This window comes from Bradyrhizobium sp. UNPF46, from assembly GCF_006658625.1.
Taxonomy (GTDB): domain Bacteria; phylum Pseudomonadota; class Alphaproteobacteria; order Rhizobiales; family Xanthobacteraceae; genus Bradyrhizobium; species Bradyrhizobium nitroreducens.
In genome coordinates, this window is the sequence record NZ_LFJB01000083.1 from 99,965 (window position 1) to 123,120 (window position 23,156).

Below are 23,156 nucleotides of genomic sequence, written 5' to 3' on the forward strand. Positions count from 1 at the left end.
GATGGGAGAAGCAGGTTGGAGTCCGATCAAAGTTCACGGAAGCCGGGCCTCGCGATGGCGGCCATCCTTGTGGGTGGTCTGCTGCTCGTCATGCTGCAGTTCGGCCTTGCCACGTACAGTTCGACCGAAACCATTCCCTACAGCCAGTTCGAGCAGCTGCTCGCCCAGGACAAGGTCGCCGAGGTGTCCGTCGGCACGGATACGATTCAGGGGAAATTGAAAGAGCCGCTTCCGGGCGGCAAATCCGCCTTCATCACCGCGCGGGTCGATATGGCCCTGGCCGACAAGCTCGCGGCGAAGGGCGTCAGTGTGACCGGCGTCCCCGGCGGAGGCGCGCTGCAGACGTTGCTGTCCTGGATCTTCCCGCTTCTAGCCTTTTTCCTGATCTGGTTCTGGCTCGGCCGCGGCATCGGAGGCGGCCAGGGCTTGGGCGGGCTGATGTCGATCGGCAAGTCCCGCGCGAAGGTTTACGTCGAGAAAGACATCAAGGTCACCTTCGCCGATGTCGCCGGCGTGGACGAGGCGAAGTTCGAGCTCCAGGAGGTGGTGTCGTTCCTCAGGGATCCCAAAAGCTATGGTCGCCTGGGCGCGCATGTCCCCAAGGGGATTTTGCTGGTCGGACCGCCTGGAACGGGAAAGACCCTGCTGGCCCGCGCCGTGGCGGGAGAGGCCGGGGTTCCGTTCTTCTCGATCTCGGGCTCGGAATTCGTGGAGATGTTCGTCGGCGTCGGCGCCGCGCGGGTTCGGGACCTGTTCGAGCAGGCCCGCAAGGCAGCGCCCTGCATCATCTTCGTCGACGAGCTCGACGCGCTCGGACGCAGCCGCGGGCCGCAATCGTTCGGCGGCTATGACGAGAAGGAGCAGACGCTGAACCAGCTCCTGTCCGAGCTCGACGGCTTCGATCCCAGCGCCGGGGTCATTCTGCTGGCGGCCACCAACCGTCCCGAAGTGCTGGACCCCGCGCTGCTGCGGGCCGGCCGGTTCGATCGGCAGGTTCTGGTTGACCGGCCGGACAAGATCGGGCGCGTTGCGATCCTGAAGGTGCACGCCCCCAAGATCCGGATCAGCAAGGATGTCGACCTCGACAAGGTGGCGGGTCTCACGACGGGCTTTACCGGGGCCGACCTTGCAAACCTCATCAACGAAGCCGCGATCGCTGCCACCAGGCGAAGCGGTGAGGAGGTCACGTTCGACGATTTCGTCACCGCGATCGAGCGGATCGTCGCCGGCATCGAGAAGAAGAGCAGGGTGCTCGGCAAGGACGAACGGCGCCGGGTCGCCTATCACGAGATGGGCCATGCCCTCGTTGCCGCCAGCCTGCCCGGCGTCGATCCCGTGCAGAAAGTGTCGATCGTTCCGCGCGGCATCGGCGCGCTAGGGTACACCATTCAGCGTCCGACCGAGGACAGGTTCCTGCTGACGGTCGAGGAGCTGAAGAACCGCATCGCGGTGCTGATGGGAGGGCGCGCGTCGGAGCATCTGATCTTCGACGGGGCGATCTCGACCGGCGCGGCCGATGATCTGCAACGCGCGACCGAGATCGCCATCGAAATGGTGACCAGATACGGCATGGACGAGACGGTGGGACAACGCACCTATGCAGCCAAGCCGCAGGCGTTTCTCATGGCGGCGCAGGACAAGATCGTCGCGGCGGCCGAGGCAACCGGCCGCGAGATCGATCTCGCCGTACGCAATCTGGTCGAGGAGGGCGACCTCCGCGCCCGCGAGATCCTGCAGCGCCGGCGCGCAGACCTCGACGCCGGCGTTGAGATGCTGATCGCGAACGAAACGGTCACGGCCGAGCAGTTCGCGCCACTGATCGGCAAGCGCGGTGGTGGAAGCGAGCAGGTCGCCGCCTGACGGCGCTGGGCGCGTTCAGCATGATTTCCGTCGTCAGATGACATGCGATGGCGTGAAGTCGCTGTCATGATACCGCAGGATTGGAGCGGCCCTGTCGGAAACTTGCCGAATTTTCCCGTGTTTGATCCGGGTCAAGAGTTCGAAATGCCTGCCTCCCTAAGATGCAGTTTCCCGACGTCGCCGCGGATCATCCCCCGCTTCGGCCGCTCAATTTCCGGGATGATGATTTCAACCGAGCCGCGCGAGACCGCGGGAATGAGTCCATGCGCACCTATTATTTCGATATCAAGGACGGCGTGCCCGTCCGGGACAGATCCGGACTGGAGCTCGTGAGCGACGGCGCCGCCATCGCGCATAGCAAGGATCTGGCCGACCGGGTGCGCCGGGAGAAGCCGAAAGGCCATCCGGGCCTCCGCATCGTCGTGCTCGACGAAAGCGGCCGGGAAGTCCACCGAGAGCGGATCTATCCGGACGCGACCTGAGCATTGGCCGGGGCACTTGGGGTGACCCAGCCTCGGTTTCGGGCGTTACGGATCCGAGATCGCCAGCCGCTTCGCGATGGTTGCCGAGATCAGATAGGCTGCGGCAATGGCGGTGATCGTCGCAAGCAGTCCCGCGGGCAGCACGGTAAAGCCGAACGCGCCGCGCCACGGGCCGAGAGCCAGCGCCACGCCGGCGAGCAGAGCGCCGAAGGACGTCGCGATCAGGATGTTGGGGGGCCGGTTCGCACGCCACGGCAATTTGCGCGACCGGATCACGAAGATCACCAGAATCTGGGTCGCGATCGATTCCACGAACCAGCCGGTTTGAAACAGTGCCGCATCCGCATCGAACAGCTTGAGGAGAACGGCGAAAGTGATGGCGTCGAACAGGGACGACACAATTCCCATGATGATGGTGAAGCGAAGAATGCTTGCCATGTTCCAGGCTTCGGGCCGCGCAACGTCTTCACGGTCGACGTCATCGAAGGGGATGCCGATCTCGGAGAGATCGTAGATCAGATTGTTCAGCAGGATCTGCAGCGGCAGTAGCGGCAGGAATGGAAGAACGATCGAGGCGAGCGCCATCGACAGCATGTTGCCGAAATTCGAACTCGTTCCCATCCGGACATATTTCAGGATGTTGGCAAAGGTCCTGCGGCCCTCGCGCACGCCGGCCGCGAGCACGGACAAGTCAGGTGCCAGCAGGATCATGTCGGCGGCCGCGCGGGCGACCTCGGTCGCGCCGGTCACGGAGATGCCGACATGCGCGACGTGGAGCGCCGGGGCGTCGTTGACGCCGTCTCCCATGAAGCCGACCACGTGATTGCGATGGCGGAGCGCGACAATGATGCGTCGCTTCTGATCTGGGTCGATCCGTGCAAACAGGTCGACGTGGTCGACCCGGGCGATGAGCGCGGCATCGGTCAGCTCGGAGATCTCGGCGCCGGTCATGATCCGGTCTGCCTTCAAACCGACGGAGCGCGCGACGTGCGCGACCACGGCGTCATGGTCGCCCGAAATGATCTTGATGGTCACGCCGAGCGAGCTGAGCGCACCGATGGCCGCAGCCGCATCCTGTTTCGGCGGATCGGCGAACACGCAAAAGCCGATTAGGGTCAGGTTGGTCTCGTCGCTGACGGCAATGGTCTGCTGCGCGGCCGGAATGGATCTGATGGCGACGGCAAGGAGCCGGAAGCCGTCGCGGGCATAGCGCGCCTGGATATCGGCCATCTTCTGTTGCCAGGCGGCGTCGAGCGGATGAGCCAGGCCATCGATCTCCACGGCCACGCAGCGCGACAGGATGGATTCCGGAGCTCCCTTGGCGATCAGCATGTGTTCGCCATTCCGGACCGCCAGAACCGACAGGCACCGCCGTTCGAAGTCGAACGGCACTTCCGCAAGCCGAACCCAGCCGCCGAGACCATCGCGGCTCGCTGACAGAATCGCATCGTCGAGCGGGCTTCTGACGCCGGCCTGGAACGTGCTGTTCAGGCGCGCCAGGCTCAGAACCCGATCACTCGATTGCCCCTGCGGTTCGATATGAGCTGCTAACGTGATCCTTGCTTCGGTGAGCGTGCCGGTCTTGTCGACGCAGAGCGTGTCCATCGCACCCAGATCGTGAATTGCCGACAACCGCTTGACGATGACTTTTCGCTTCGCCATGCGCAGGGCGCCGCGGGCGAGGGTCACCGTCATCACCATCGGCAGCAGCTCGGGCGTCAAGCCGACGGCGAGCGCGATCGCGAACAGGAAGGACTCCATTGCGTTGCGCTGCGCGACGAGATGAGCCATCAGCACGAAAAGCGTGAGAAACAGCGTCAGCCGAAGGATCAGCAGGCCGAGCTTCCGGACACCTTGTTCGAGGGCCGTCGGCGGTGCGTTGGCGGCCATCGCCGAGGCGATCGCGCCAAAGCGCGTCCGGCCTCCGGTCGTCACCACCAGCATCCTGCCGCTTCCGCCGACGGTGCTGGTTCCCGCGAACAGAGCGTTGCTGGCGTCCGCCGGCAATGCCGCGGAGCAGGGGCGGTCGGTCTTGAACGCCGGAAACGGCTCGCCCGTCATCAGGGCTTCATTGATCTGCAAGTCCTGCGCATCGAGCACGATGCCATCGGCCGGTATCAGATCGCCGATCCGGAGCTTCACGACGTCGCCCGGGACGAGAGCCGCCACCGAGATCGACATGTCCTTGCCGTCCCTGACGACGTCAGCCTGGATGGCAACCGATTCCCGCAGAGCTTCGGCGGTGAGCTCGGCGCGATGTTCCTGGACGATATCGAGCGTGATGGACAGCGAGAGCACGGTTGAGATGATGGCAAAGCTGCCGATGTCGCCACTCAGCCCGGACAGGAGCGCCGCCGCCAGCAGCATCGCGATCAGCGGATTCCAGAGGCGCTGGCCGAGCTTGCGCCAGACCGATCGGCTCTGCGGGGCGTCGGCGCGGTTGGCCCCGTGGATCGCCAGCCGCCTGATAGCTTCGCCCCGCGACAGGCCGTCCGGGCCGGAACCGAGCGCGCGATAGAGGTCGTCCTTTGGCATTTGCCAGAACGCCGCGGCCAAAGCCTTGGCCGGGATAGATTGTTCGATCATGCAAGGGCTCGGCTGTCGCTGACACTGGGGCGAGGCCAAGGTACGTGGCTGCTCGATCCCTGGGTTGATGCAACTCAATCCAGTCTCACCCGGCGTGATCAGGTGGTGGCGCCGCGCAATGCTTAATAGGCGTTAAGCGCAGGCCGCATCACTTCTTCCGGCTGCCTCCAGACGGCGAAAAGATCTGATTGGCAGGCGGTTGTCCGCCGTTCGGCACGCCGATGGCAATGAAGCCGCGGCCCATCGAGCTGTGACAGGCATTGCAGCCATCGGTCAGCCCGCGCATGGACACGGCGAATTTGCGATCATCCCCCGCTGCGATCGCGTCGGCGGCCGAGAGCAGCGGCTCCTTCATCGTGGTCACATTGCTGATGGGAATAGAAGGGTAGAATATCGCGGCTTCGGCGAGGCTATTGGTCAACTGCCGCAACTCGTACGCCGCGAGGTCCCAGTTCTTCGCCTTGCCTGCATACCAAAGCTTGAGGTGTTGAAGCTGCGCCATGCTCATGACCTCGACGAGACGAGGTGCATCCTGTTTTGCATTCGGCGAGGGGGCAAGGCTGGATTGGGCCATCGCCGAGGTCACCGCACCCGCCGAAATCGCCAGCACCGCACACCAATTCTTCAGCGTCATCCGGACCATTCCCTGCTGATTGAAGGTCTGAATATCAGCGCCGCGGGCCGTTCTCTTGCGCTGCGTCAATGCTTCCAGGGCCTCCGCGCCGGTGCCGATCCCATTGTCGTGAAAGGCGCCGGAGTTTGCGCCTCGACAAAGTGGTAGCGACTGCAGCCACTTACCGTTGTCGAGTGCCGACATGGGGCGTCGTGCGCGGGCGATGGGAAGGAAGCCGTGATCGGAACCAGCCTCTTTAGATGGGCTATCAGCTACTTCGCGGTCGCGATCGCCTGGCTGCTGCTCGCGGAAGTGTTGATCGTCGCCGGCTTCGGTTTTCCGAATCACGACATCGACGGTCCGGACACGCTCGTCGTCGTTCACATCGTGACCATCGGCTGGTTGAGCACGGCCCTGTGTGGCGCGCTGTTCCAGTTCGTGCCGGTGCTGGTCGCAAGGCCGCTTTATGCGGAGCGCTGGACGTTGCCGGCTCTGGTGCTGCTGACGCTTGGCCTGAGTGTTCTGCTCGCAGGCTTTCTCACACTGGGCGGACACCTCAACGGGCCACGCTGGCTGCTTCCCGTCGGCGCCAGCCTGCTGATCGCCGGTTTCGCCCTGGTCGTTGCCAATCTCGGCATGACGCTCTGGTCGGCGCGCCCCTTGCCGGGGCCGGCGCGGTTCGTCGCAGCCGGGCTTGCCTGCATCTGCGTCACGGCGAGCTTCGGCGGCCTGTTCTCGCTGGTGCTGTCCGGAACTGCCATCGGTGCGCAATGGCCGGACCTGCTGGTCTCGGGCGTGCCGATTCACGCGCTCGCGGGGCTTGGCGGATGGCTGACATTCACGGCCATGGGCGTCAGCTATCGCCTGCTCGCGATGTTCATGCTCGCGCCCGATAGCGATGCGCGACTCGGCCGGCTCGCCTGGCTTGCCGGCATCACAGCGCTGGCTGTCGGGTTGGTCGGCGGCGTGCTCGCACTCTGGCGCATGACGGGCCTCAATCTGACGCTGCTGCTGGCGGCGGCAGCGGCGCTGCTGTCGCTCGCCGCCTACGGCCGTGACGTGCTCGGCCTTTACAGAGCCCGCAAGCGCCGTGCGCTCGAGCTCAACACGCGCATGAGTCTCGTTGCGCTGGCGAGCTTCGTCGCCGCAGCGATGCTCAGTGCCGCGTTCGTTGCGGCCGGCTCTTTCGCGTCCCATGTCGGAGCGCTCGCCTTTCTGGTCGCGTTCGGCTGGCTCACGGGCCTTGTGCTCGCCAATCTCTACAAGATCGTGCCGTTCCTGACCTGGCTCGAGACCTACGGTCCGGTGATGGGCAGGGTACCGACGCCTCGCGTGCAGGATCTCGTTGCCGAGCGCCGCGCGTTGAAATGGTTCGTGCTGTTCTTTGCCGGAAGCTGGATGGCGACGCTGATGCTTTTGGTCGACGCGGCACTCGGCTTCCGTCTCGCCGTGGCGGTGGTGACGCTCGCTACGCTTGGCCTGAGCGAGGAGTTCATCAGGGCAAGGCGGCTTGCGGACGTGGCGGAGCCGCTGCGCCTGCCGACGGGAGCAGCCGCGCCTCACCTCCTGGTCTCGCGGAATTGAAAGGAGACTGCAATGACCGAATTCATCGACGTCGATGTCCGGCCGATCCTGCGCGCAGGCGGCGAGCCGTTCTCGATCATCATGGCCGCTCTCGCGCGGCTCTCGCCCGGGGAGGGACTGCGGCTCTACGCGCCCTTCAAGCCGGTTCCTCTGTTCGACGTCATGGCGAGCAAGGGCTTTGCGCATCGGGAAGCCGAGCTCGAAGGCGGCGAATGGGAGATCCGCTTCATGCCGGACGATGGCTCGGTCGAAGCGGCCGGGCCAGCTTCTGCTGCGCCGAACGATGACGATTGGCCGGAGCCCGCGGTTCGTCTCGACAATCGCGACCTCGATCCGCCGGAGCCGATGGTTCGGATTCTGGCGGCGCTGGAACGGCTCGCACCGGGCCAGACGCTCCACGCCTTGCTCAGCCGGGAGCCGGTCTTCCTGTTCCGGGAGCTGACCAAGCGCGGCCATCAATGGCGCGGCGGCTTCACGCCGCAGAACGAATTCTATCAACTGACGGTGAGGGTGCAGGCATGACGATCGATGATGAGGACCTCGTCGCCCGGATCAGGCAGGCGCTCAAGGTCGTGATCGACCCGGAGCTCGGCCACAACATCGTCGATCTCGGCTTCGTCTATGATGTGTCCATCGACGACGGCGCCGCGCACATCACCATGACGGCGACCACACGCGGCTGTCCCGCCGCGTCCTTTCTCAAGGAAGGAGTCGCCAACAGCGCGAGCCTGGTTCCGGGCGTGGATACGGTCGACGTCACCATGACGTTCGAGCCGCCCTGGCAGCCTTCGATGATCTCGCCGGGTGTGAAGTCGTCGCTCGGTTTTGCCGAGGTGAACTGATCGGGCGATGTGGCCGGGACTGAAGCTGCGCCGCCGGCTACACGCTTTCGGCGCCCGGGCCGGACCAGATCCCTGCGGGTGCGCGAAGCTCTGGGAGGTCGAGCAGGTTGATCGCCCGCGCGGCGATCTGGTCGATCACCTCGTCCAGCGACTGCGGCTTGAGATAGAAGGCCGGCATCGGCGGCGCGATGATCGCGCCGATCTCCGTTGCCTGCAGCATCGTCCGCAGATGGCCGAGATGCAACGGGCTCTCGCGAACCAGCAACACCAGCCGGCGCCGTTCCTTGAGCTGCACGTCGGCCGCGCGGGTCAGAAGGTTGTCGAGCTGCCCCCAGGCGATGGCCGAGAGGGTGCGGATCGAACACGGGGCGACGATCATGCCGGCGACCGGAAACGAGCCGCTGGCGATCGCAGTGCCGATGTCCGAATGAAGGTGATGGCGGAAAGCGAGCGCGTGCAACCGCGCCAGCGCATCGCGCCCCACTTCCGCGGCTAGCGTACGCTCCGCCGCGGGCGAAACCACAAGATGGACCGCGTAGTGCGGATTGCCCGCCAGCAGCTCGACGATGCGCACGCCGATCGCAGCGCCCGAGGCGCCGCTGATGCCGACGACGATGCCTTGCCGCCCGCTCATGTCGGGACCGGCGCGCGCAGCGCCGTGCCGGCAAGGCCGAGGCTGGCCCACATCGCATCGACGCGCGCGACGATTGCGGGATCCATTGCCAGCGGAATGCCCCATTCGCGATCCGTCTCCGGTGGAATCTTCGTGGTGGCGTCGATGCCGAGCTTGCCGCCGAGCCCCGATTTCGGCGAGGCGAAGTCGAGATAGTCGATCGGCGTGTCGGTGAGCGTCACGAGGTCGCGCGAGGCGTCGCTGCGCGTCGAGACCGCCCACATCACGGCCCGCCAGTCGCGGATGTCGATGTCGTCGTCGACCACGATCAGGAGCTTGGTGTAGCTGAACTGCGGCAGCATCGACCACAGGCCCAGCATCAGCCGCCGGGCCTGGCCGGGATAGCGCTTCCTGATCGCCGCGACCGCGATCCGGTAGGAGCACGCCTCCGGCGGCAGAAAGCAGTCGGTCACTTCAGGAAATTGCTGACGGATCAGCGGCACGAACAGGCGGTTGAGCGCCTCGCCGATCCGCGACGGCTCGTCCGGCGGCCGGCCCGTGAACGTCGAGAGGTAGACGGGCTGACGCCGGCTGGTGATGGCCGTCACCCGCATCACCGGGAATTCCTCGACGGAATTGTAATATCCGGTGTGATCGCCATAGGGACCCTCGGGTGCGGTTTCGGTCGCAGAGACAAAACCCTCGATGACGATTTCGGCCTCGGCCGGGATCGCGAGCGGGACGGTGAGGCAGGGCGCTAGGTCGGGGCGCTCGCCGCGCAGGATGCCGGCGAAGCGCAGCTCCGACATGGTCTCGGGCAGCGGCAGCACGGCGGCGAGGATGGTGGCGGGGTCGGCGCCGATGACGATCGCGACCGGCATGTCGCGCCCGATCGCCTTCCATTGCTGGTGATGCCTAGCGCCGCCGCGATGCGCAAGCCAGCGGATGATGGCGCGGTCGCGGCCGAGCACCTGCATGCGGTAGACGCCGACATTCTCCTCCTGGTCGGCGGTCGGGGAGTCCGGCGGCACGGTGATCACGAGCGGCCAGGTGATCAGCGGTGCCGGCTCGCCCGGCCAGCAGATCTGGACCGGCAGTCGCGCAAGATCGATGTCGGGGCCCATCGTGACGCAATCCTGCACCGGCGCGGCCGCGCGCGTGCGCGGACGCGTCGCCAGCGCGGCGCGGGCGAGCGGGAGCTTGTCGAAGGCGTCCCTGATGCTGTGCGGCGGTCGCGGCGCGCGCAGTTCGGCCATCAGCTCGCCGAGCTGCTCGAGACGGTCGGGCGCGATCCCCATCCCCCATGCGATCCGCTCGACCGTTCCAAACAGATTGGTGAGGAGCGGCATCTCCGAGGGGCGGCCGTCGGCCTTGACGGGCTGCTCGAACAATAATGCCGGCCCGTGTGCCCCAAGCACACGCCGGTGGATCTCCGTGATCTCGTGGACGACGGAGACCTTCTCGCGAATGCGTCGCAACTGCCCCCGGCTTTCGATGAAGCGCAGGAAGTCCGACAGGTCGCGAAAGCGCGGCACATCACGTTGCAATTGAGCAGGCTCCCAAAAAATCACAGCTAGCCGGCCTGATTTTGCTCTTCATTGTTCCCGCTCAAATACAGCGGCGTGCAATCCGTCCAGATGTGCGGCCATGAATGATCCGTCCGCCGCATCGCCCGGCCCGTTGCCGACGATTCCGCCGCTTGTCGCATTGGCCATGCGTCCCCTGCCTCTGCTGCCGTTGCAGCTCGTTCTCGGCGGCGTCCTGCAGCGGATCCATCGGCGCAACCCCGCGATATTCGACCGGCTCGGCCCGCACGCGCGCGCGCGGTTCGGCATCAGGCCGATCGATCTGCCCTTTGCCTTCGTGGTCGAGGCGACGCCGCCGCGCCTGTCCGTCGTCCGAGACCTGCCGCCGGGACTGGATGCGCGGATCTCGGCCTCGTTCGTCAATCTGCTGGCTCTGCTCGAAGGCAGGGTCGATGGCGATGCCCTGATGTTCTCGCGCGAGCTCGTCATCGAGGGCGATGTCGAGGCGGTGCTGGCGCTGCGCAATGCGATCGACGACGCCCAGCTCGATCTCGCCACTGAAGTGTCCTCGCTGTTCGGTCCGCTGGGCGCGCCGGTGAGGCGCGCCTTCGAAGCCGCCCGCGGCCAGTTGATCGGTTCGTCCGGGCAAGCGAGCAGTTGAGATGATGGAACTGATCTGTCCTGCCGGGACGCCGGCGGCGCTCAGAAGCGCGATCGACGCCGGCGCCGATGCGATCTATTGCGGCTTCAACGACGAAACCAACGCGCGCAACTTTCCGGGACTGAATTTCAGCCGCGACGAGATGCGGAGGAGCATAGCGCTGGCGCATGGGCGCGGCGCGAGGGTTCTGGTCGCCATCAACACCTTCCCGCGCGCCTCCGCCGTCGAGATCTGGCATCGCGCGGTGGACGATGCGGTGAGTGCCGGAGCCGATGCGCTGATCCTCGCCGATATCGGCTTGATGGACTACACGGCGCGGCGCCATCCGAACCAGCGTCTGCACGTCTCGGTCCAGGCTGCGGCCGCAAATCCCGATGCCATCGCCTTCTACGCCGAAACCTTCGGCGCAAAGCGCGTCGTGTTGCCGCGTGTTCTGAGCGTGCCGGAGATCGCCGAGATCACCCGGGAGTCCGCCTGCGAGACCGAAGTCTTCGTGTTCGGCGGCCTCTGCGTGATGGCCGAGGGGCGCTGCTCGCTATCCTCCTATGCGACCGGAAAATCGCCGAACATGCAGGGCGTCTGCTCCCCGCCGAGCCATGTCACTTACGAACAGACGGCGGAGGGGACCAAGTCCAGTCTCGGCGGCTTCGCCATCAACCGGTTCGCCGCGACCGAGCCCGCGGGCTATCCGACCCTCTGCAAGGGCCGCTTCTCGACCGCGCAGGGCGCCGGCTACATTTTCGAGGACCCTGTCAGCCTGGACGCAACGACGCTGCTCAAGGGCTTGCGCGATGCCGGGGTGACCGCGCTCAAGATCGAGGGCCGCCAGCGCGGCCGCGCCTATGTCGAAAGCGTCGTGCGCCACTTCCGTCATGCGCTCGCGGCACTCGAGAGCGGGAGCGAGGCCGATATCGCGAGCCTGAAGCCGTTCACCGAAGGGCAGGCCTCCACGCTCGGCGCCTATCGCAAGACCTGGCGCTAATCTTGTCGAACATGTGAGATCCGGAAGATGCAACTCAGCCTCGGTCCAGTTCTGTACAATTGGGCGCCGGAGCGTTGGCGCGATTTCTATTTTCGGATCGCCGACGAAGCGCCGCTCGACGTCGTATCCGTGGGCGAGATCGTCTGCTCGAAGCGTTCCCCGTTCTTCGCAGACCACATCCCGGCCGTGGTCGAGCGGTTGCAGAACGCAGGCAAGCAGGTGCTGCTGGGCTCGCTGATCCTGATCTCGCTACGGCGCGAGCGCCGCCAGACCGAAGAGCTCGCTGCCCTCGAGGGCGCTATGGTCGAGGTGAATGATCTGACCTGCCTCAGGGCGCTCGCGGGCCGGCCGCACGCCATCGGGCCCTTCGTCAACATCTACAACGAGGCGAGCGCGGCCTTCCACGTTGCGCACGGGGCGAAACGCATCTGCCTGCCGCCGGAGTTGCCGCTGGCTTCGGTGGCGGCGATCGCGAAGGCTATTCCGGATGTCACGACCGAAATGTTTGCGTTCGGCAGGGTGCCGCTCGCCATCTCCGCCCGCTGCTATCACGCGCGCCTGCACAAGCTCGCCAAGGACAATTGCCGCTTCGTCTGCGAGAAGGACCCGGATGGCCTGCTTCTGAACACGCTGGAGCAGCAGGACTTCCTGACCATCAACGGCGTGCAGACCCTGTCGCACACCTGCGCCAATCTGCTCGGGGAGGCCGGCCTCTTGCACGAGAGCAAGGTCGGCTCGCTGCGCCTGTCGCCGCAGGATTGCGACATGGTCGAGATCGCCAGGATCTTTCGTGATGTGCTGAACGGGCGTGACGATGCCGACGGCGGCAACCGCCGCCTTGCCGCGGCCTATCCCGGTGTCCCGTTCTCGAATGGATTCTTGTGGGCAGAGCCGGGGCACCTCTACCGTCGCGGCCGATCGGGCGACATGCAAGGCGTGGCGCCGCAGATCGGCCCCGTCTAGTCCGATAGACCATGGCGGCCCACGCGCCGGGCCGCCAGGTCCTCGAGCTCAACCTCGATCGACGGATCGCGTGTCGATCGCACGTCGATCAGGCTGCGTTCGACGCCTTGGCGTTGACACCCTTGCGAAGCGCCACCGTGTTCAGCTTGGTGTTGGCAGCCTTCTCCTCGTTGAGATTGGTCGTGAGGAAGCGCACGATGTCGTCGTGGCCGAGCTCTTCGGCCCAGGCGATCAGCGTGCCGTAGCGGCACATCTCGTAGTGCTCCACGGCCTGCGCATTGGCGACGATTGCGGCGTCGAGCACCGCCTTGTCCTCGATCTCGCCGGCGGTCGCGTTGGCTTCGTTGATGAGGCCGTCGATCGCCGGGCACTGCGTGCCGCTGGGCTCCTTGCCGAGCTTGGCGAACACCTTGTCGAGCCGCTCGACCTGCTTGTTGGTCTCGTCCAGATGCGCTTTCAGGCCGGCGACGAGGTCCCTGTTGGTCGCTTTCTCGATCATGTCGGGCAGTGCCTTCAGGATCTGCTGCTCCGCATAATAGATGTCCTGCAGCCCATGCAGCAGCAGGTCTTCCATCGTTTTGATGTCCTTGGTGAAGAAACCCATAAGGGACGCCTCCTTTTCACAATGATGGCACTGGAACGCTCCACGCTGGCAGCTGTTCCATTCCGTGGTGAGACCAGGAGAGCCGAATGAGTGTTGGAGTTGATCATCTTGCGGGCCTGCTCGGACGCGCGGCGATGGATGTGTGGGGCGACATGCCGCGCGACATCCAGGAGGCGCTGTTCGAGACCGCCATGAAGAGACGCGCGACCGAGCGTGAGGAGCTTGCGCGGCTGCTGCACGAGCGGCATCCGCGCACGCAGCATCCGGCCCGGCCGGGATGAGCCCAAGAGGGGAACGATCCTGGGCGCTCACGATTGGTAAATTGGATGACGCCTCGCCGAATGGCTCGCACGAAGCCGCGGCAGGCGCCTCGCTCGACCGTTGATCATATCCGAGAGCTGATCGCCGTGACTGAGCTGAACATTGGAAAATGGTACGACCCGATCTCGGAGCGATGGATCGTGCCTCGCGAAATCCGCGCCATCGGCGGCTACGGTCGACGCAATGGGGAGAAGGTGCCGGACAGATACGAGCGCGGCGAGGCGCAGCGGATCTGGGAGCTGTTGGTGGATTGCTGCGTCGGCGAGTGATGCGGCCACCGGTGACGAGCTGCCCGGCGCCGAATAGCTTTGCCGGCTCATGCCGTCTGCAACATCAATGAAACTGCCGGGGCCTTCGTTCCCCGCGATTCGGCTGCCCGCCGGGCTCCGCGCGGGGCAGCCCGGCGTTTCCGACAAGGCTGATCTCGACGATATCCGCAACGGATCGGTATAGTACCACCCCGATTGCAGGCCGCCGCCGGAACGAGGATCAGACATGGACGACACGATTGGCTTCCCCGACCCCGGTCTGGACTTGTCCGACGGCTTCAAGCCGCACACCTCGCATTGGGGCGTGTTTTCCGCGCGTCAGGGCACAGCTGGCCTCGAGGTCCGGGCCTATGCGGGCGATCCCGATCCCAACGGCATCATCGGCAATTTTCCGGGCGCACTCCGCCACCAGGCACGCATCGCCCAGCCGGCGATCCGCCGCGGCTGGCTCGAACGCGGGCCGGGCCCCGACCATCGCCGCGGCCGCGACGAGTTCGTCTCCGTCAGCTGGGAGAAGGCCCTCGACCTGCTCGGCGACGAGCTCGGCCGTATCCGCGACACGCGCGGCCCGGGCGCCGTGTTCGGTGGCTCCTATGGCTGGTCGAGCGCGGGCCGCTTTCATCACGCCCAGAGCCAGGTGCATCGCTTCCTCAACATCGCGCTGGGCGGCTATGTGCGGTCGGTGAACACCTACTCGTCGGGTGCATCCTCGGTGCTGCTGCCGCAGATCCTGGCGGGCTATGAGGACATCACCAAGCGCAACGTCACCTGGGAGCAGATCGCGACCGAGACCGAGATCGTGCTGGCCTTCGGCGGCATGGCGCTGAAGAACTCCATGGTGGCCGGCGGCTCGATCAGCAAGCACGTCGAGCGCGGCGCGATGGAAGCGGCGCGCAAGCGCGGCTGCGACTTCGTCCTGGTCAGCCCGCTGCGCGACGACCTGCCGGTGGAAGCCGGCGCCGAATGGATGAGCTGCGTGCCCGGCACCGACACCGCGCTGATGCTCGGCATCGTCCACACGCTGGTTGCCGAGGGGCTGCACGATCAGGCCTTCCTCGATCGCTACACCGAGGGCTGGCCCGTCTTCCTGCGCTATCTCATGGGCGAGAGCGACGGCCAGCCCAAGCATGCCGAATGGGCCGCCGCGATCTCGGGCGTCGATGCCGAGACGATCCGCAGGCTGGCGCGCCGCGCGGCCGGCAAGCGCGCGCTGATCACCGTCTCGCATTCGCTGCAGCGCGCCGAGCATGGCGAGCAGCCGGTGTGGATGGGCATGGTGCTGGCGGCAGCCCTCGGCCAGATCGGCCTTGCCGGCGGCGGCTACGCCTATTCGCTGGGGGCGATCGCTATTACGGCCGCCGCGTCAACGACGTGCCAGGCCCGACGCTCGGGCAGGGCCGCAACGGCGTCGCCGATTTCATTCCGGTGGCGCGCATCGCCGACATGCTGCTCAATCCCGGCACGACCTATCGCTACAACGGCGAGACGCGCACCTATCCGGACATCCGCCTCGTCTATTGGGCAGGCGGCAATCCGTTCCACCATCACCAGGACATCAACCGCCTGCGCAAGGCCTTTGCGCAACTCGACACCTTCGTCGTGCACGAGCTCGCCTGGACCGCGACGGCGCGTCACGCCGACATCGTGCTGCCCGCGACGATGACGCTGGAGCGCGAGGACATCGGCTATTCCACCAACGATCCCCTGATGGTCGCGATGCATCAGGTCGCCGAGCCGTTCGGCCTTGCGCGCGACGATTACGACATCTTCGCCGATCTCGCCGAGCGTCTCGGCGCGCGCGAACCCTTCACCGAGGGACGTACGTCGCGGCAATGGCTGGAGCATCTGTACGAGCCGACCCGCGCCTCGCTTGCGAAGCGCGGCTTGGAGGCCCCAAGCTTCGAAGAATTCTGGCAGCGTGGCAGTCTCGTGGTGCCGCAGCAGCCCGACGACGGCGGCCGGCTGCGTCGCTTTCGTGAAGATCCGGTCAATCACGCGCTGCCAACACCGAGCGGTCGCATCGAGATCTTCTCAGCCAAGATCGCCGGCCATGGCGATGCGGATTGTCCGGGCCATCCGGTCTGGCTGGAGAAGTCCGACATGCCCAAACCTGGTGCGCCGTGCTTCCTCGTCGCCAACCAGCCGGTGACGCGCCTGCACAGCCAGCTCGATTTCGGCGGGCATTCGCTTGCCGCGAAACATCGCGGCCGCGAGGTCGCGCGCATGAACCCTGTTGACGCCAACGCGCGCGGCATCAGGGACGGCGACATCATCCGCCTGTTCAACGCGCGCGGCGCCTGCCTTGCCGCGGTCCACGTCACCGACGGCATCGCGGTCGGTGTCGTGCAGCTTCCGACCGGCGCCTGGTACGATCCGATGGATCCCGAGGACGAGGCGCCGCTCTGCGTGCACGGCAATCCGAACGTGCTTACTCGCGACATCGGCACCTCATCCCTGGCGCAGGGCTGTACCGGTCAGCTGACGACGGTCGAGGTGGAGAAGTTCACCGGCAATCTGCCGCCGATCCGCGCGTTCGATCCGGCTTAGGGGAGAGGCGGTTACGCTCTCGTGCCCCCGCTCTGCGGCTTGCAGCGACGCGACTGACCTGAGTCAAAGCAAAAAGAGGGGCCGTCCTGTGTGGGATCAGGGCGGCCCCGAGAAGCTCGCAGGCCCGGGAGGAGAGGGCGCGAGCCGGCCGATACATTCAAGCGGCTGCGCTGGCCATCCAATCCCGCTCCGGGGAAGGACGACGCGATAAGGGAGCTTCGACCGTGGGCCGATCACCCTTGCTGGCAAGGCGCCAGCGCGCCGGAGACTCGCCACTGATGCGCTTGAAGACGGTCGAAAAATGCGCCTGGGTGCTGAAGCCGACCGCCAGCGCGATCTCCGCCAATGGCCGCTCGGTGTTTGCGAGCAGCATCTTGGCATGCGCGGTCCGGTGATGCAGCAGATATTCGCGGGGACGGTAGCCGGTCGCGGCGCGGAACTGGGCTGCAAAATGCATCCTCGACAGGCCGGCGACATTGGCAAGTTCGGCCAGGCTGATGCAGCGGTCGAAATGATTCGCGATGTATTGCTCGACCCGCCGCAGCCGCCATTTTGGCAAGGCGTTGACCCTGACACGCGGCAGCTCCATTCCCGCGGGTTGGCTTTCCCGGGCGATGGCCGGTGTGGGGCGAAGAACCTCGTGATTCCGGGCGCCGGCCGAAAGATCGATCCAGGCATGCGCCGGGTGCAAGTTGCTCGACATCGTTCGTCCTCTCCAGGCTTTGCGGCTGTTTGCGACGATCGGCAAACGCGCAAACTCAATGCTTTCCATGCTCGGAGGATAGGCGCGAGCTGGCCAGGACGCTCGTTAGTGGTGATTAGGATCTGTTAGATTTTGTGCGCGCGCCCCTCGTGCGACAGCCCGCCGCAGGCTCCGATTGTGTCCAATTTGCCAGATATTTGCGCGGATTGAACCGGTCTGAGGGGGAACACGGATCTCGCGTGGCGGTCAGCACCGGTGTGAGGATCCGTGCGGCGCCCTCACTGGACCTCGCATCGATGCCTTGTATATTCGCCCCGCGTTTCGATGAAGCATTTGTCAAGTTGAGCGAGATGTGACCGAGCTCTCGACAGGAGATGGCGCCCGCAGCGGTGACGCCGGAACGATCCTTGATCTCGACACCGTCACGTTCGGGCCCTTTTCGCTGCGCTCTCGGTTGCTGGAGAAGGACGGCGTGCCGGTCAAGCTCGGCAGCCGCGCGATGGATATCTTGCGGTTGCTCGTCAGCCGTGCCGGCGAGGTGGTGCCGAAGAACGAGATTCTCGGCTACGCATGGTCCGGACTCGCCGTGGAAGAGATCAACCTGCGGGTCAATGTCGCGGAGCTGCGCAAGGCACTCGGCGATGGCAAGGACGGGACCCGTTACATCACCAACATCCCGGGCCGGGGCTATTGCTTTGTCGCGCCCGTGCGGCACGGCAAGCGCGCGGAAGCGCCCGTGCTGATGTCGCAGGCGCCTGAAAAAGCAGCGCCGCCGGCTCTGCCGCGTCGGCTGGACCGGATGATCGGGCGGGACGAGGTCGTGGCCGAGCTGGAGTCGCGCTTGCTCCGCGATCGCTTCGTCACGCTGCGCGGGCCGGGCGGCATCGGCAAGACCACCATCGCAACCGCCCTTGCGCATGAGATGTGCGACACGTTCGATGGCAACGTGCATTTCCTCGAATTCGGACCATTGAAGGACGCCGCACTGGTTTCGAGCACGGTTGCGGCTGCATTGGGTCTCGTCGTGCACCACAACGATCCCTCGGGCAGCATCCTCAACTTTTTGCGCGGGCGGCGGCTGCTTCTCGTGCTCGACAGCTGCGAGCATGTCATCGACGAGGCCGCGCGCCTTGCAGAAGACATCTACCGTGAGGCGCCCGGCGTCGCCATCCTCGCAACCAGCCGCGAGTCGTTGCTGGTGGAGGGCGAGAAGATCTTCGATCTGGTTCCGCTGCCCGGTCCGCCGCAGGATGCCCGCCTCAGCGCCGGCGAGGTGCTGAACTATCCGGCGGCGCGTCTGTTCGTGGACCGCGCGGTTGCAGCGGGCCATCGGGACGACATCACCGAGGAGGATGCGGAAGTCCTGGTCCGGATCTGCGGCAAGCTCGACGGCATCGCGCTCGCGATCGAGCTCGCCGCCGCGCGCGTCGGTCTTTACGGGCTGCGCGAGATGGCGGCGCTGCTCGACGGCCATCCGCAGCTCGAATGGCGCGGACGGAGGACTGCGCCCCTGCGGCAGCAGACGCTCGGTGCCACGCTCGACTGGAGCTTCGGTCTGATCGGCGAGAGCGAGCGCATCGTGTTTCAGCGGCTCGCCGTCTTCGCAGGCCACTTCACGTTGAAGGGGGCGATCGCGGTGGCCGCGGCGGAGGAGATGCCGGAAGATCGCGTCGTCCATGCGCTGGAGCAGCTCGTGGCCAAGTCGCTGGTGTCCTCGCAGCCGGACGGCGCATCGCGGCGCTATCGCCTGTTGGATGTGACGCGGGCCTACGCCATGCAGAAGCTGGCCGATGGCGGCCAGATGGATGCGACCGCGCGACGGCACGCCCTGTTCGTTCAGCGCACGCTCGAAGCCGGCATGGGAGAGATCGGCGGCAGCGGCCAGGCGTCGCGCGCGCAGGAACGGGCGGGTTTGCTCGCCGATGCGCGTGCCGCGCTGGAATGGAGCTTCGTCAACGATGCGGGCGCCGATTTGCGCGTTCCGCTCGCCGGCAGCTGCGCAAGGCTGTTCGTCGAGCTCAATCTGCTGAACGAGGCACGCAGCTGGTCCGATCGCGCCCTTGCCGCTCTCGACGGCGCCGGCCGGGGCGGAAGGTGGGAGCTCGAGCTCCAGTCGACGCTCGGTCACGCCTTCATGTTCACCGAGCGCAACAGCGCGCAGGCCGAAGCGGCGCTCAGGCGTGGGCTGGAGATTGCGGAAGCGCTGGGCGACCACGCCAGCACATTCCGGCTGCTGTCGCGGCTGAACATGTTCTACCGCCGGACCGGCGGCTACCGGAATCTGGTGCCGACGGCGCTTCACGCCGAGCGGATCGCCCGCCTGATCGGCGACACCGCAGGGATCGCCGGCAGCAAGGCGCTCCTCGGCGTATCCCATCACCTCGCCGGGGATCAGGCCGCGGCGCAGGCCCATCTCGACGAGGGCGTGCGCGACGACGCCGCTCTGCGCGGGACGGAGCCCGGACATTTCGCTTATGCGCGTACGCCGCAGATCCCGCTCGCGCGCGTGTTGTGGCTGCGCGGATATCCCGATCGTGCGCTCGAATGCGTCCGTCCGCTGATCGGCGCGTCAGCGCCGCGCGACGTGGTCATGCATTGTATCGCGCTCTGCTGGTCCGCCTCGGTGTTCGGATGGGTTGGCGACTGGTCCGCCGTCGAGACCATGACCACCCGCCTGGCAGCGCATGCGAGCGTGCACGGGCTGGTGCCTTACGAGGCCGTCGCGACCGGCTTTCGGGCGCAGACCATGATCGCCCGCGGCGAGGCGACGGGCGGCATCGAGCTGTTGCGGGGTGCGCTTGCGCGCCTGCACGCCGATCGCTACGAGCTCTATGCATCGGCGTTCGCCGCGGATCTCGCGCAGGGGCTGGTCGCCCTGGGGCGGCTGCCGGAAGCGTGCGAAGTGCTGCACGAGACCATTGCGCGGCTCGAGCAGGAAGGCGGCGCCTTCGACATGCCGGAGCTGCTCCGTCTGCGGGGAGAGCTCGAGGTGCATGGCGGCAACCTCAAGGCTGCCGAAGCCGATTTCGTCGCGTCGGCCGCGCTTGCCGAGCAACAGGGCGCATTGTCCTGGCGATTGCGGACCGAGATGTCGCTGGCACGGCTTCGGAAGCGGCAGGGCGCGCCGGATCCGCTCGGAGCACTCGCCAGCACCTACGGCCGCTTCTCCGAGGGTTTCGAGACCGCCGATCTCAGGGCGGCGCGGCTGATGCTGGATCAGCCTGACTGATTGCATCGAAGCGATGGATCAGTCCTTGCGTCCATCCAGCCGTACGAGAAAGTCGCGGACGAGCCAGGCGATCTCGTCAGTGGCTTCATCGAGCGCGAAGTGACCCGCATCGAGGATGTGTACCTCGGCATCCGGCACGTCGTCGCGATAGGCGGCGGCGCCGGCGACGGTGAAGGACGGATCGTATTTGCCCCAGACAACCAGTGTCGGCGGCCGCGTCTTGCGCAGCCAGTCCTGCCATTTCGGATAGGAGGCAACGTTGGTCCGGTAATCCTGGAACAGCGTGGTCTGGATCTCGCTCTGGCCCGGACGCGTCAGAAACGCATATTCGTCCGTCCAGCTGTCGGGATCGTAACGCTCGGGATGCGGGCTGGAGCCGATGTGCCGCAGCCGTGTCGCCTCCAGCGAGGTGAAATTGGCCTTGAGCGCCTCGAGCTCTCGGGCCGGGTCGGCCCAATATTTACGACGCGCTTCCCAGAGCGGGCTCAAGCCCTGTTCGTGCGACACCGCATTCTGGATGACAATGCCGCGCACGCGCTCGGGGTGCGCGAGCGCCATGCGGAAGCCGATGGGACCGCCATAGTCCTGCATGAACAGGACATGCTTGCCCAGTCCGAGCTTCGTCGTGAGCTCGCCGATGATGCTCGCGACGTTGTCGAACGTGTAGCTGAAGGCGGATGGCGGCGGCGCGCTGCTGTTGCCGAAGCCGGGATAATCAGGTGCGATCACGTGATATTTGTCGGCGAGCAGCGGCAGCAGAGGCTCCCACATCCGCGACGAGGAGGGAAAGCCGTGCAGCAGCAGCACGGTCGGGGCGTCGGCGGGGCCGGCCTCGCGGTAGAAGATCTCGAGGCCCCGGACTTCGACGGTGTGGTAGCTGATCGAACGCCGGCTCGATCGCAGGTCCTGTGCCGAGGCCTGTACGATGGCGCCGGCCATTGCGGCCGAGAGGGCAAGTGCAGCTGGGATATTCATGTCATCGCTCCGGCACGTCTTGTCAGTTCGTCGAAAGTGCCAATCGCGCGCTCGCGCGGTGCCAGGAGGCGCCATTGCGGGACGCCTCCCGAGATGCGTCACGTCCGAAAATCTATGATGCCTTCGCCATCTGCTTGCCCCTGAGAGCAGCCAACAGGGTTTGGGCGGCCGGACCCGAGGAATGCGGGTTCTGGCCCGTGATCAGCAGGCCGTCGCTGACGACGTGGGGCGTCCAGTTGGCCTTTTTCGAGAAGGTGGCGCCAAGGCGCAGCATTTCGTCTTCGACCAGGAACGGCACCACCTTGGTGAGGCCGACCGCCTCCTCTTCGCCGTTGGTGAATCCGGTCACCTCCTTGCCCTGCACCAGCGGCTTGCCGTCAGGCGTTTTGACGTGGCGCAGCGCGGCCGGCGAGTGACAGACGATGGCGACATGCTTGCCGGCGGCGAAGAAAGACTCGATCAGCTTGACTGAGGCCGGGTCTTCGGCGAGGTCCCACATCGGGCCGTGGCCGCCGGGATAGAACAGCGTGTCGAACTCCTCCTGCCTGACGCTGTCGAGGCGAAGCGTCTTGTCGAGCTGCGCTTCCGCAGCCGCATCGGCCTCGAAGCGGAGCGTCAGGTCGGTGCGGAACTCCGGCTCGTTGCTCTTGGGGTCGAGCGGTGGACGGCCGCCCTTGGGCGAGACCAGCGTGATCTCCGCGCCGGCGTCCTTGAAGACATAATAGGGGGCCGCGAGCTCTTCGAGCCAGAAGCCGGTCTTGCGTCCGGTGTCGCCGAGTTGATCGTGGGACGTGAGAACCATCAGTACTTTCATGACTGTCTCCCTTGTGTGCATTTGCCGAACGACGCGTTCCGGCCTGAAGATGCGTCCGCTTGCCGCGTGCGGGCAGCTCGTTCGATGCGCGCCTGCGCAATCTGCACCCAAGGCAGTCCGTTGGCTCGTTATGTGTTGTTAGACGTTGAGAGCGGGCCGTCGTCAGGCTCGCGCGCGTCGCCGTTATTCGAACACGGCGTCGAAGATCTCGACGTCCATGAGCACGGGCCTGGCGACCACGGTTCCGTCTGGCCGCAACGTCTGAATGCGTCGAAGCGTCGGCACCACGATGCCGCCGAAGCTGTCGTGAGCCCAGGAGGAGTGCGCGACCTTCATTCCGAAGAGATCGTGATCCGTGCGCCGCTGCAAGGCGCTCTCGTCGAAATAGAAGATCTGTTCCGGCGCGAGCGTGATGATGTGCGAGGGGAATCGCGCACGCAGCCGCCGCCACGTTTCGGTGCCCTCTTGCCAGGGCGGCAGCTCTTCCACCACGACATCCTCATGGGCGAGCAGGAACGGGTTGGTCAGATAGTTCCAGATCGTCACGCCGCAGAAGAAGACGAGATGCAGCTCGTCCGCGAGCGCAGGTGGGCTGGCTTCGGGGAACGCGAGGCTCGGGTTGCGCCAGGTCCGCAGGACTGCGCCATCCGGGCTCTCGATGGTGACCGCGTCGGGTTGAAAGGAGCCGGAATATTCACCGCCGGTAATGCCGGTAAAGCGGACCGACTGCGTCCGAGGCGAGCCCTCTGCCGTCACGTCCTTGAATTCCCCGGCATGTCCTGCGTTGGAAAATAGCGTTCCGCCAACGGAAAGGTGGAGCGTGAACCGGTTCAAGCTGTTCCAGCGGGCCAATCCACCGCTGGCATCGATCACATCATCAAGAAGCGCCATGTCCCGCCATATCCACCGTGCAGCGTTTCCACCATGGCGGGGCCGATGCGGCTTGGCGTGTTAGAAGTTGTTAGGAGTTGCGAGCGGGCGG

The 23,156-nt window shown here is 65.8% G+C and carries 19 protein-coding genes and 2 pseudogenes; 12 read left to right on the top strand and 9 right to left on the bottom strand.

Annotation, left to right across the window (positions count from 1 at the left end; genetic code table 11):
- The first annotated feature begins 15 nt into the window (after nt 1-15).
- Both ftsH and UNPF46_RS29675 read left to right on the top strand, forming a co-directional pair.
- Nucleotides 16-1,860 carry an ATP-dependent zinc metalloprotease FtsH gene (gene ftsH / locus UNPF46_RS29670; RefSeq protein ID WP_142252354.1) on the top strand — a complete coding sequence of 615 codons (1,845 nt, stop codon included), beginning with the start codon at nt 16-18 and terminating at the stop codon, nt 1,858-1,860.
- Nucleotides 1,861-2,123: 263 nt separating this feature from the next.
- The gene (locus UNPF46_RS29675; RefSeq protein WP_100181337.1) at nt 2,124-2,342 is read left to right on the top strand and encodes a DUF6894 family protein; all 219 of its coding nucleotides are present in this window, start codon (nt 2,124-2,126) and stop codon (nt 2,340-2,342) included.
- A 45-nt stretch (nt 2,343-2,387) separates the two neighbouring features.
- Here UNPF46_RS29675 and mgtA read toward each other — a convergent pair whose 3' ends face one another.
- Both mgtA and UNPF46_RS29685 read right to left on the bottom strand, forming a co-directional pair.
- A complete protein-coding gene (mgtA, locus tag UNPF46_RS29680; RefSeq protein ID WP_142252355.1) occupies nt 2,388-4,928 on the bottom strand; it encodes a magnesium-translocating P-type ATPase in 2,541 nt (846 codons plus the stop codon).
- Between the two features lie 148 nt (nt 4,929-5,076).
- Nucleotides 5,077-5,745: a hypothetical protein gene (locus tag UNPF46_RS29685; protein WP_349628184.1), complete on the bottom strand. Its 669-nt coding sequence runs from the start codon at nt 5,743-5,745 to the stop codon at nt 5,077-5,079.
- A gap of 33 nt (nt 5,746-5,778) precedes the next feature.
- On the opposite strand from UNPF46_RS29685, the gene UNPF46_RS29690 reads away from it, so the two are divergent.
- From UNPF46_RS29690 to UNPF46_RS29700, 3 genes are read left to right on the top strand one after another with little or no spacing between them, the layout of a single operon-like run.
- Entirely contained in the window at nt 5,779-7,125 is a 1,347-nt protein-coding gene (locus tag UNPF46_RS29690) for a hypothetical protein (RefSeq protein WP_181770171.1), read from the top strand.
- A 12-nt stretch (nt 7,126-7,137) separates the two neighbouring features.
- Nucleotides 7,138-7,647 (top strand): DUF2249 domain-containing protein, encoded by a 510-nt coding sequence (locus tag UNPF46_RS29695; RefSeq protein WP_142252356.1) that lies wholly within the window; start codon nt 7,138-7,140, stop codon nt 7,645-7,647.
- Nucleotides 7,644-7,967, top strand: coding sequence for a metal-sulfur cluster assembly factor (locus tag UNPF46_RS29700; protein WP_100178730.1), 324 nt, complete (start codon nt 7,644-7,646; stop codon nt 7,965-7,967). Before UNPF46_RS29695 ends, UNPF46_RS29700 begins: the two co-directional genes overlap by 4 nt.
- Nucleotides 7,968-8,004: 37 nt before the next feature.
- Here UNPF46_RS29700 and UNPF46_RS29705 read toward each other — a convergent pair whose 3' ends face one another.
- Both UNPF46_RS29705 and UNPF46_RS29710 read right to left on the bottom strand, forming a co-directional pair.
- Entirely contained in the window at nt 8,005-8,601 is a 597-nt protein-coding gene (locus UNPF46_RS29705) for a UbiX family flavin prenyltransferase (RefSeq protein WP_142252357.1), read from the bottom strand.
- The gene (locus UNPF46_RS29710) at nt 8,598-10,127 is read right to left on the bottom strand and encodes a UbiD family decarboxylase (RefSeq protein WP_142252358.1); all 1,530 of its coding nucleotides are present in this window, start codon (nt 10,125-10,127) and stop codon (nt 8,598-8,600) included. Before UNPF46_RS29710 ends, UNPF46_RS29705 begins: the two co-directional genes overlap by 4 nt.
- A gap of 100 nt (nt 10,128-10,227) precedes the next feature.
- Here UNPF46_RS29710 and ubiT point away from each other — a divergent pair, with 100 nt between their 5' ends.
- From ubiT to ubiV, 3 genes are read left to right on the top strand one after another with little or no spacing between them, the layout of a single operon-like run.
- The gene (gene ubiT / locus UNPF46_RS29715; RefSeq protein ID WP_142252359.1) at nt 10,228-10,767 is read left to right on the top strand and encodes a ubiquinone anaerobic biosynthesis accessory factor UbiT; all 540 of its coding nucleotides are present in this window, start codon (nt 10,228-10,230) and stop codon (nt 10,765-10,767) included.
- A gap of 4 nt (nt 10,768-10,771) precedes the next feature.
- Nucleotides 10,772-11,749, top strand: a complete 978-nt coding sequence (ubiU, locus tag UNPF46_RS29720) for a ubiquinone anaerobic biosynthesis protein UbiU (protein ID WP_181770175.1) — start codon at nt 10,772-10,774, stop codon at nt 11,747-11,749.
- 27 nt (nt 11,750-11,776) lie between these two features.
- The gene (ubiV, locus tag UNPF46_RS29725) at nt 11,777-12,712 is read left to right on the top strand and encodes a ubiquinone anaerobic biosynthesis protein UbiV (RefSeq protein ID WP_142252361.1); all 936 of its coding nucleotides are present in this window, start codon (nt 11,777-11,779) and stop codon (nt 12,710-12,712) included.
- Between the two features lie 88 nt (nt 12,713-12,800).
- Here the strand turns inward: ubiV and UNPF46_RS29730 are convergent, their stop codons facing one another.
- The gene (locus tag UNPF46_RS29730; RefSeq protein ID WP_142252362.1) at nt 12,801-13,316 is read right to left on the bottom strand and encodes a YciE/YciF ferroxidase family protein; all 516 of its coding nucleotides are present in this window, start codon (nt 13,314-13,316) and stop codon (nt 12,801-12,803) included.
- Nucleotides 13,317-13,402: 86 nt separating this feature from the next.
- On the opposite strand from UNPF46_RS29730, the gene UNPF46_RS29735 reads away from it, so the two are divergent.
- The 3 genes and pseudogenes from UNPF46_RS29735 to UNPF46_RS38580 all read left to right on the top strand — a co-directional run bounded on the left by UNPF46_RS29735 (nt 13,403) and on the right by UNPF46_RS38580 (nt 16,453).
- Complete coding sequence (locus UNPF46_RS29735) at nt 13,403-13,597, top strand: hypothetical protein (protein ID WP_142252363.1); 195 nt, start codon at nt 13,403-13,405, stop codon at nt 13,595-13,597.
- A gap of 126 nt (nt 13,598-13,723) precedes the next feature.
- Complete coding sequence (locus UNPF46_RS29740) at nt 13,724-13,906, top strand: hypothetical protein (protein WP_142252364.1); 183 nt, start codon at nt 13,724-13,726, stop codon at nt 13,904-13,906.
- A 226-nt stretch (nt 13,907-14,132) separates the two neighbouring features.
- A pseudogene (locus tag UNPF46_RS38580) lies at nt 14,133-16,453 on the top strand (molybdopterin guanine dinucleotide-containing S/N-oxide reductase).
- A 157-nt stretch (nt 16,454-16,610) separates the two neighbouring features.
- On the opposite strand, the pseudogene UNPF46_RS29750 reads toward UNPF46_RS38580, so the two are convergent.
- A pseudogene (locus UNPF46_RS29750) lies at nt 16,611-17,048 on the bottom strand (helix-turn-helix domain-containing protein); the annotation flags it as partial.
- Nucleotides 17,049-17,508: 460 nt separating this feature from the next.
- On the opposite strand from UNPF46_RS29750, the gene UNPF46_RS29755 reads away from it, so the two are divergent.
- Nucleotides 17,509-20,385 (top strand): ATP-binding protein, encoded by a 2,877-nt coding sequence (locus UNPF46_RS29755; protein WP_142252365.1) that lies wholly within the window; start codon nt 17,509-17,511, stop codon nt 20,383-20,385.
- An 18-nt stretch (nt 20,386-20,403) separates the two neighbouring features.
- On the opposite strand, the gene UNPF46_RS29760 is transcribed toward UNPF46_RS29755, so the two are convergent.
- From UNPF46_RS29760 to UNPF46_RS29770, 3 genes are all read right to left on the bottom strand, one after another.
- Nucleotides 20,404-21,360 carry an alpha/beta fold hydrolase gene (locus UNPF46_RS29760; protein ID WP_142252366.1) on the bottom strand — a complete coding sequence of 319 codons (957 nt, stop codon included), beginning with the start codon at nt 21,358-21,360 and terminating at the stop codon, nt 20,404-20,406.
- Nucleotides 21,361-21,472: 112 nt separating this feature from the next.
- Nucleotides 21,473-22,174 (bottom strand): type 1 glutamine amidotransferase domain-containing protein, encoded by a 702-nt coding sequence (locus UNPF46_RS29765; protein ID WP_100178743.1) that lies wholly within the window; start codon nt 22,172-22,174, stop codon nt 21,473-21,475.
- A gap of 183 nt (nt 22,175-22,357) precedes the next feature.
- Entirely contained in the window at nt 22,358-23,065 is a 708-nt protein-coding gene (locus tag UNPF46_RS29770) for a hypothetical protein (protein ID WP_100178744.1), read from the bottom strand.
- Nucleotides 23,066-23,156 lie beyond the last annotated feature (91 nt).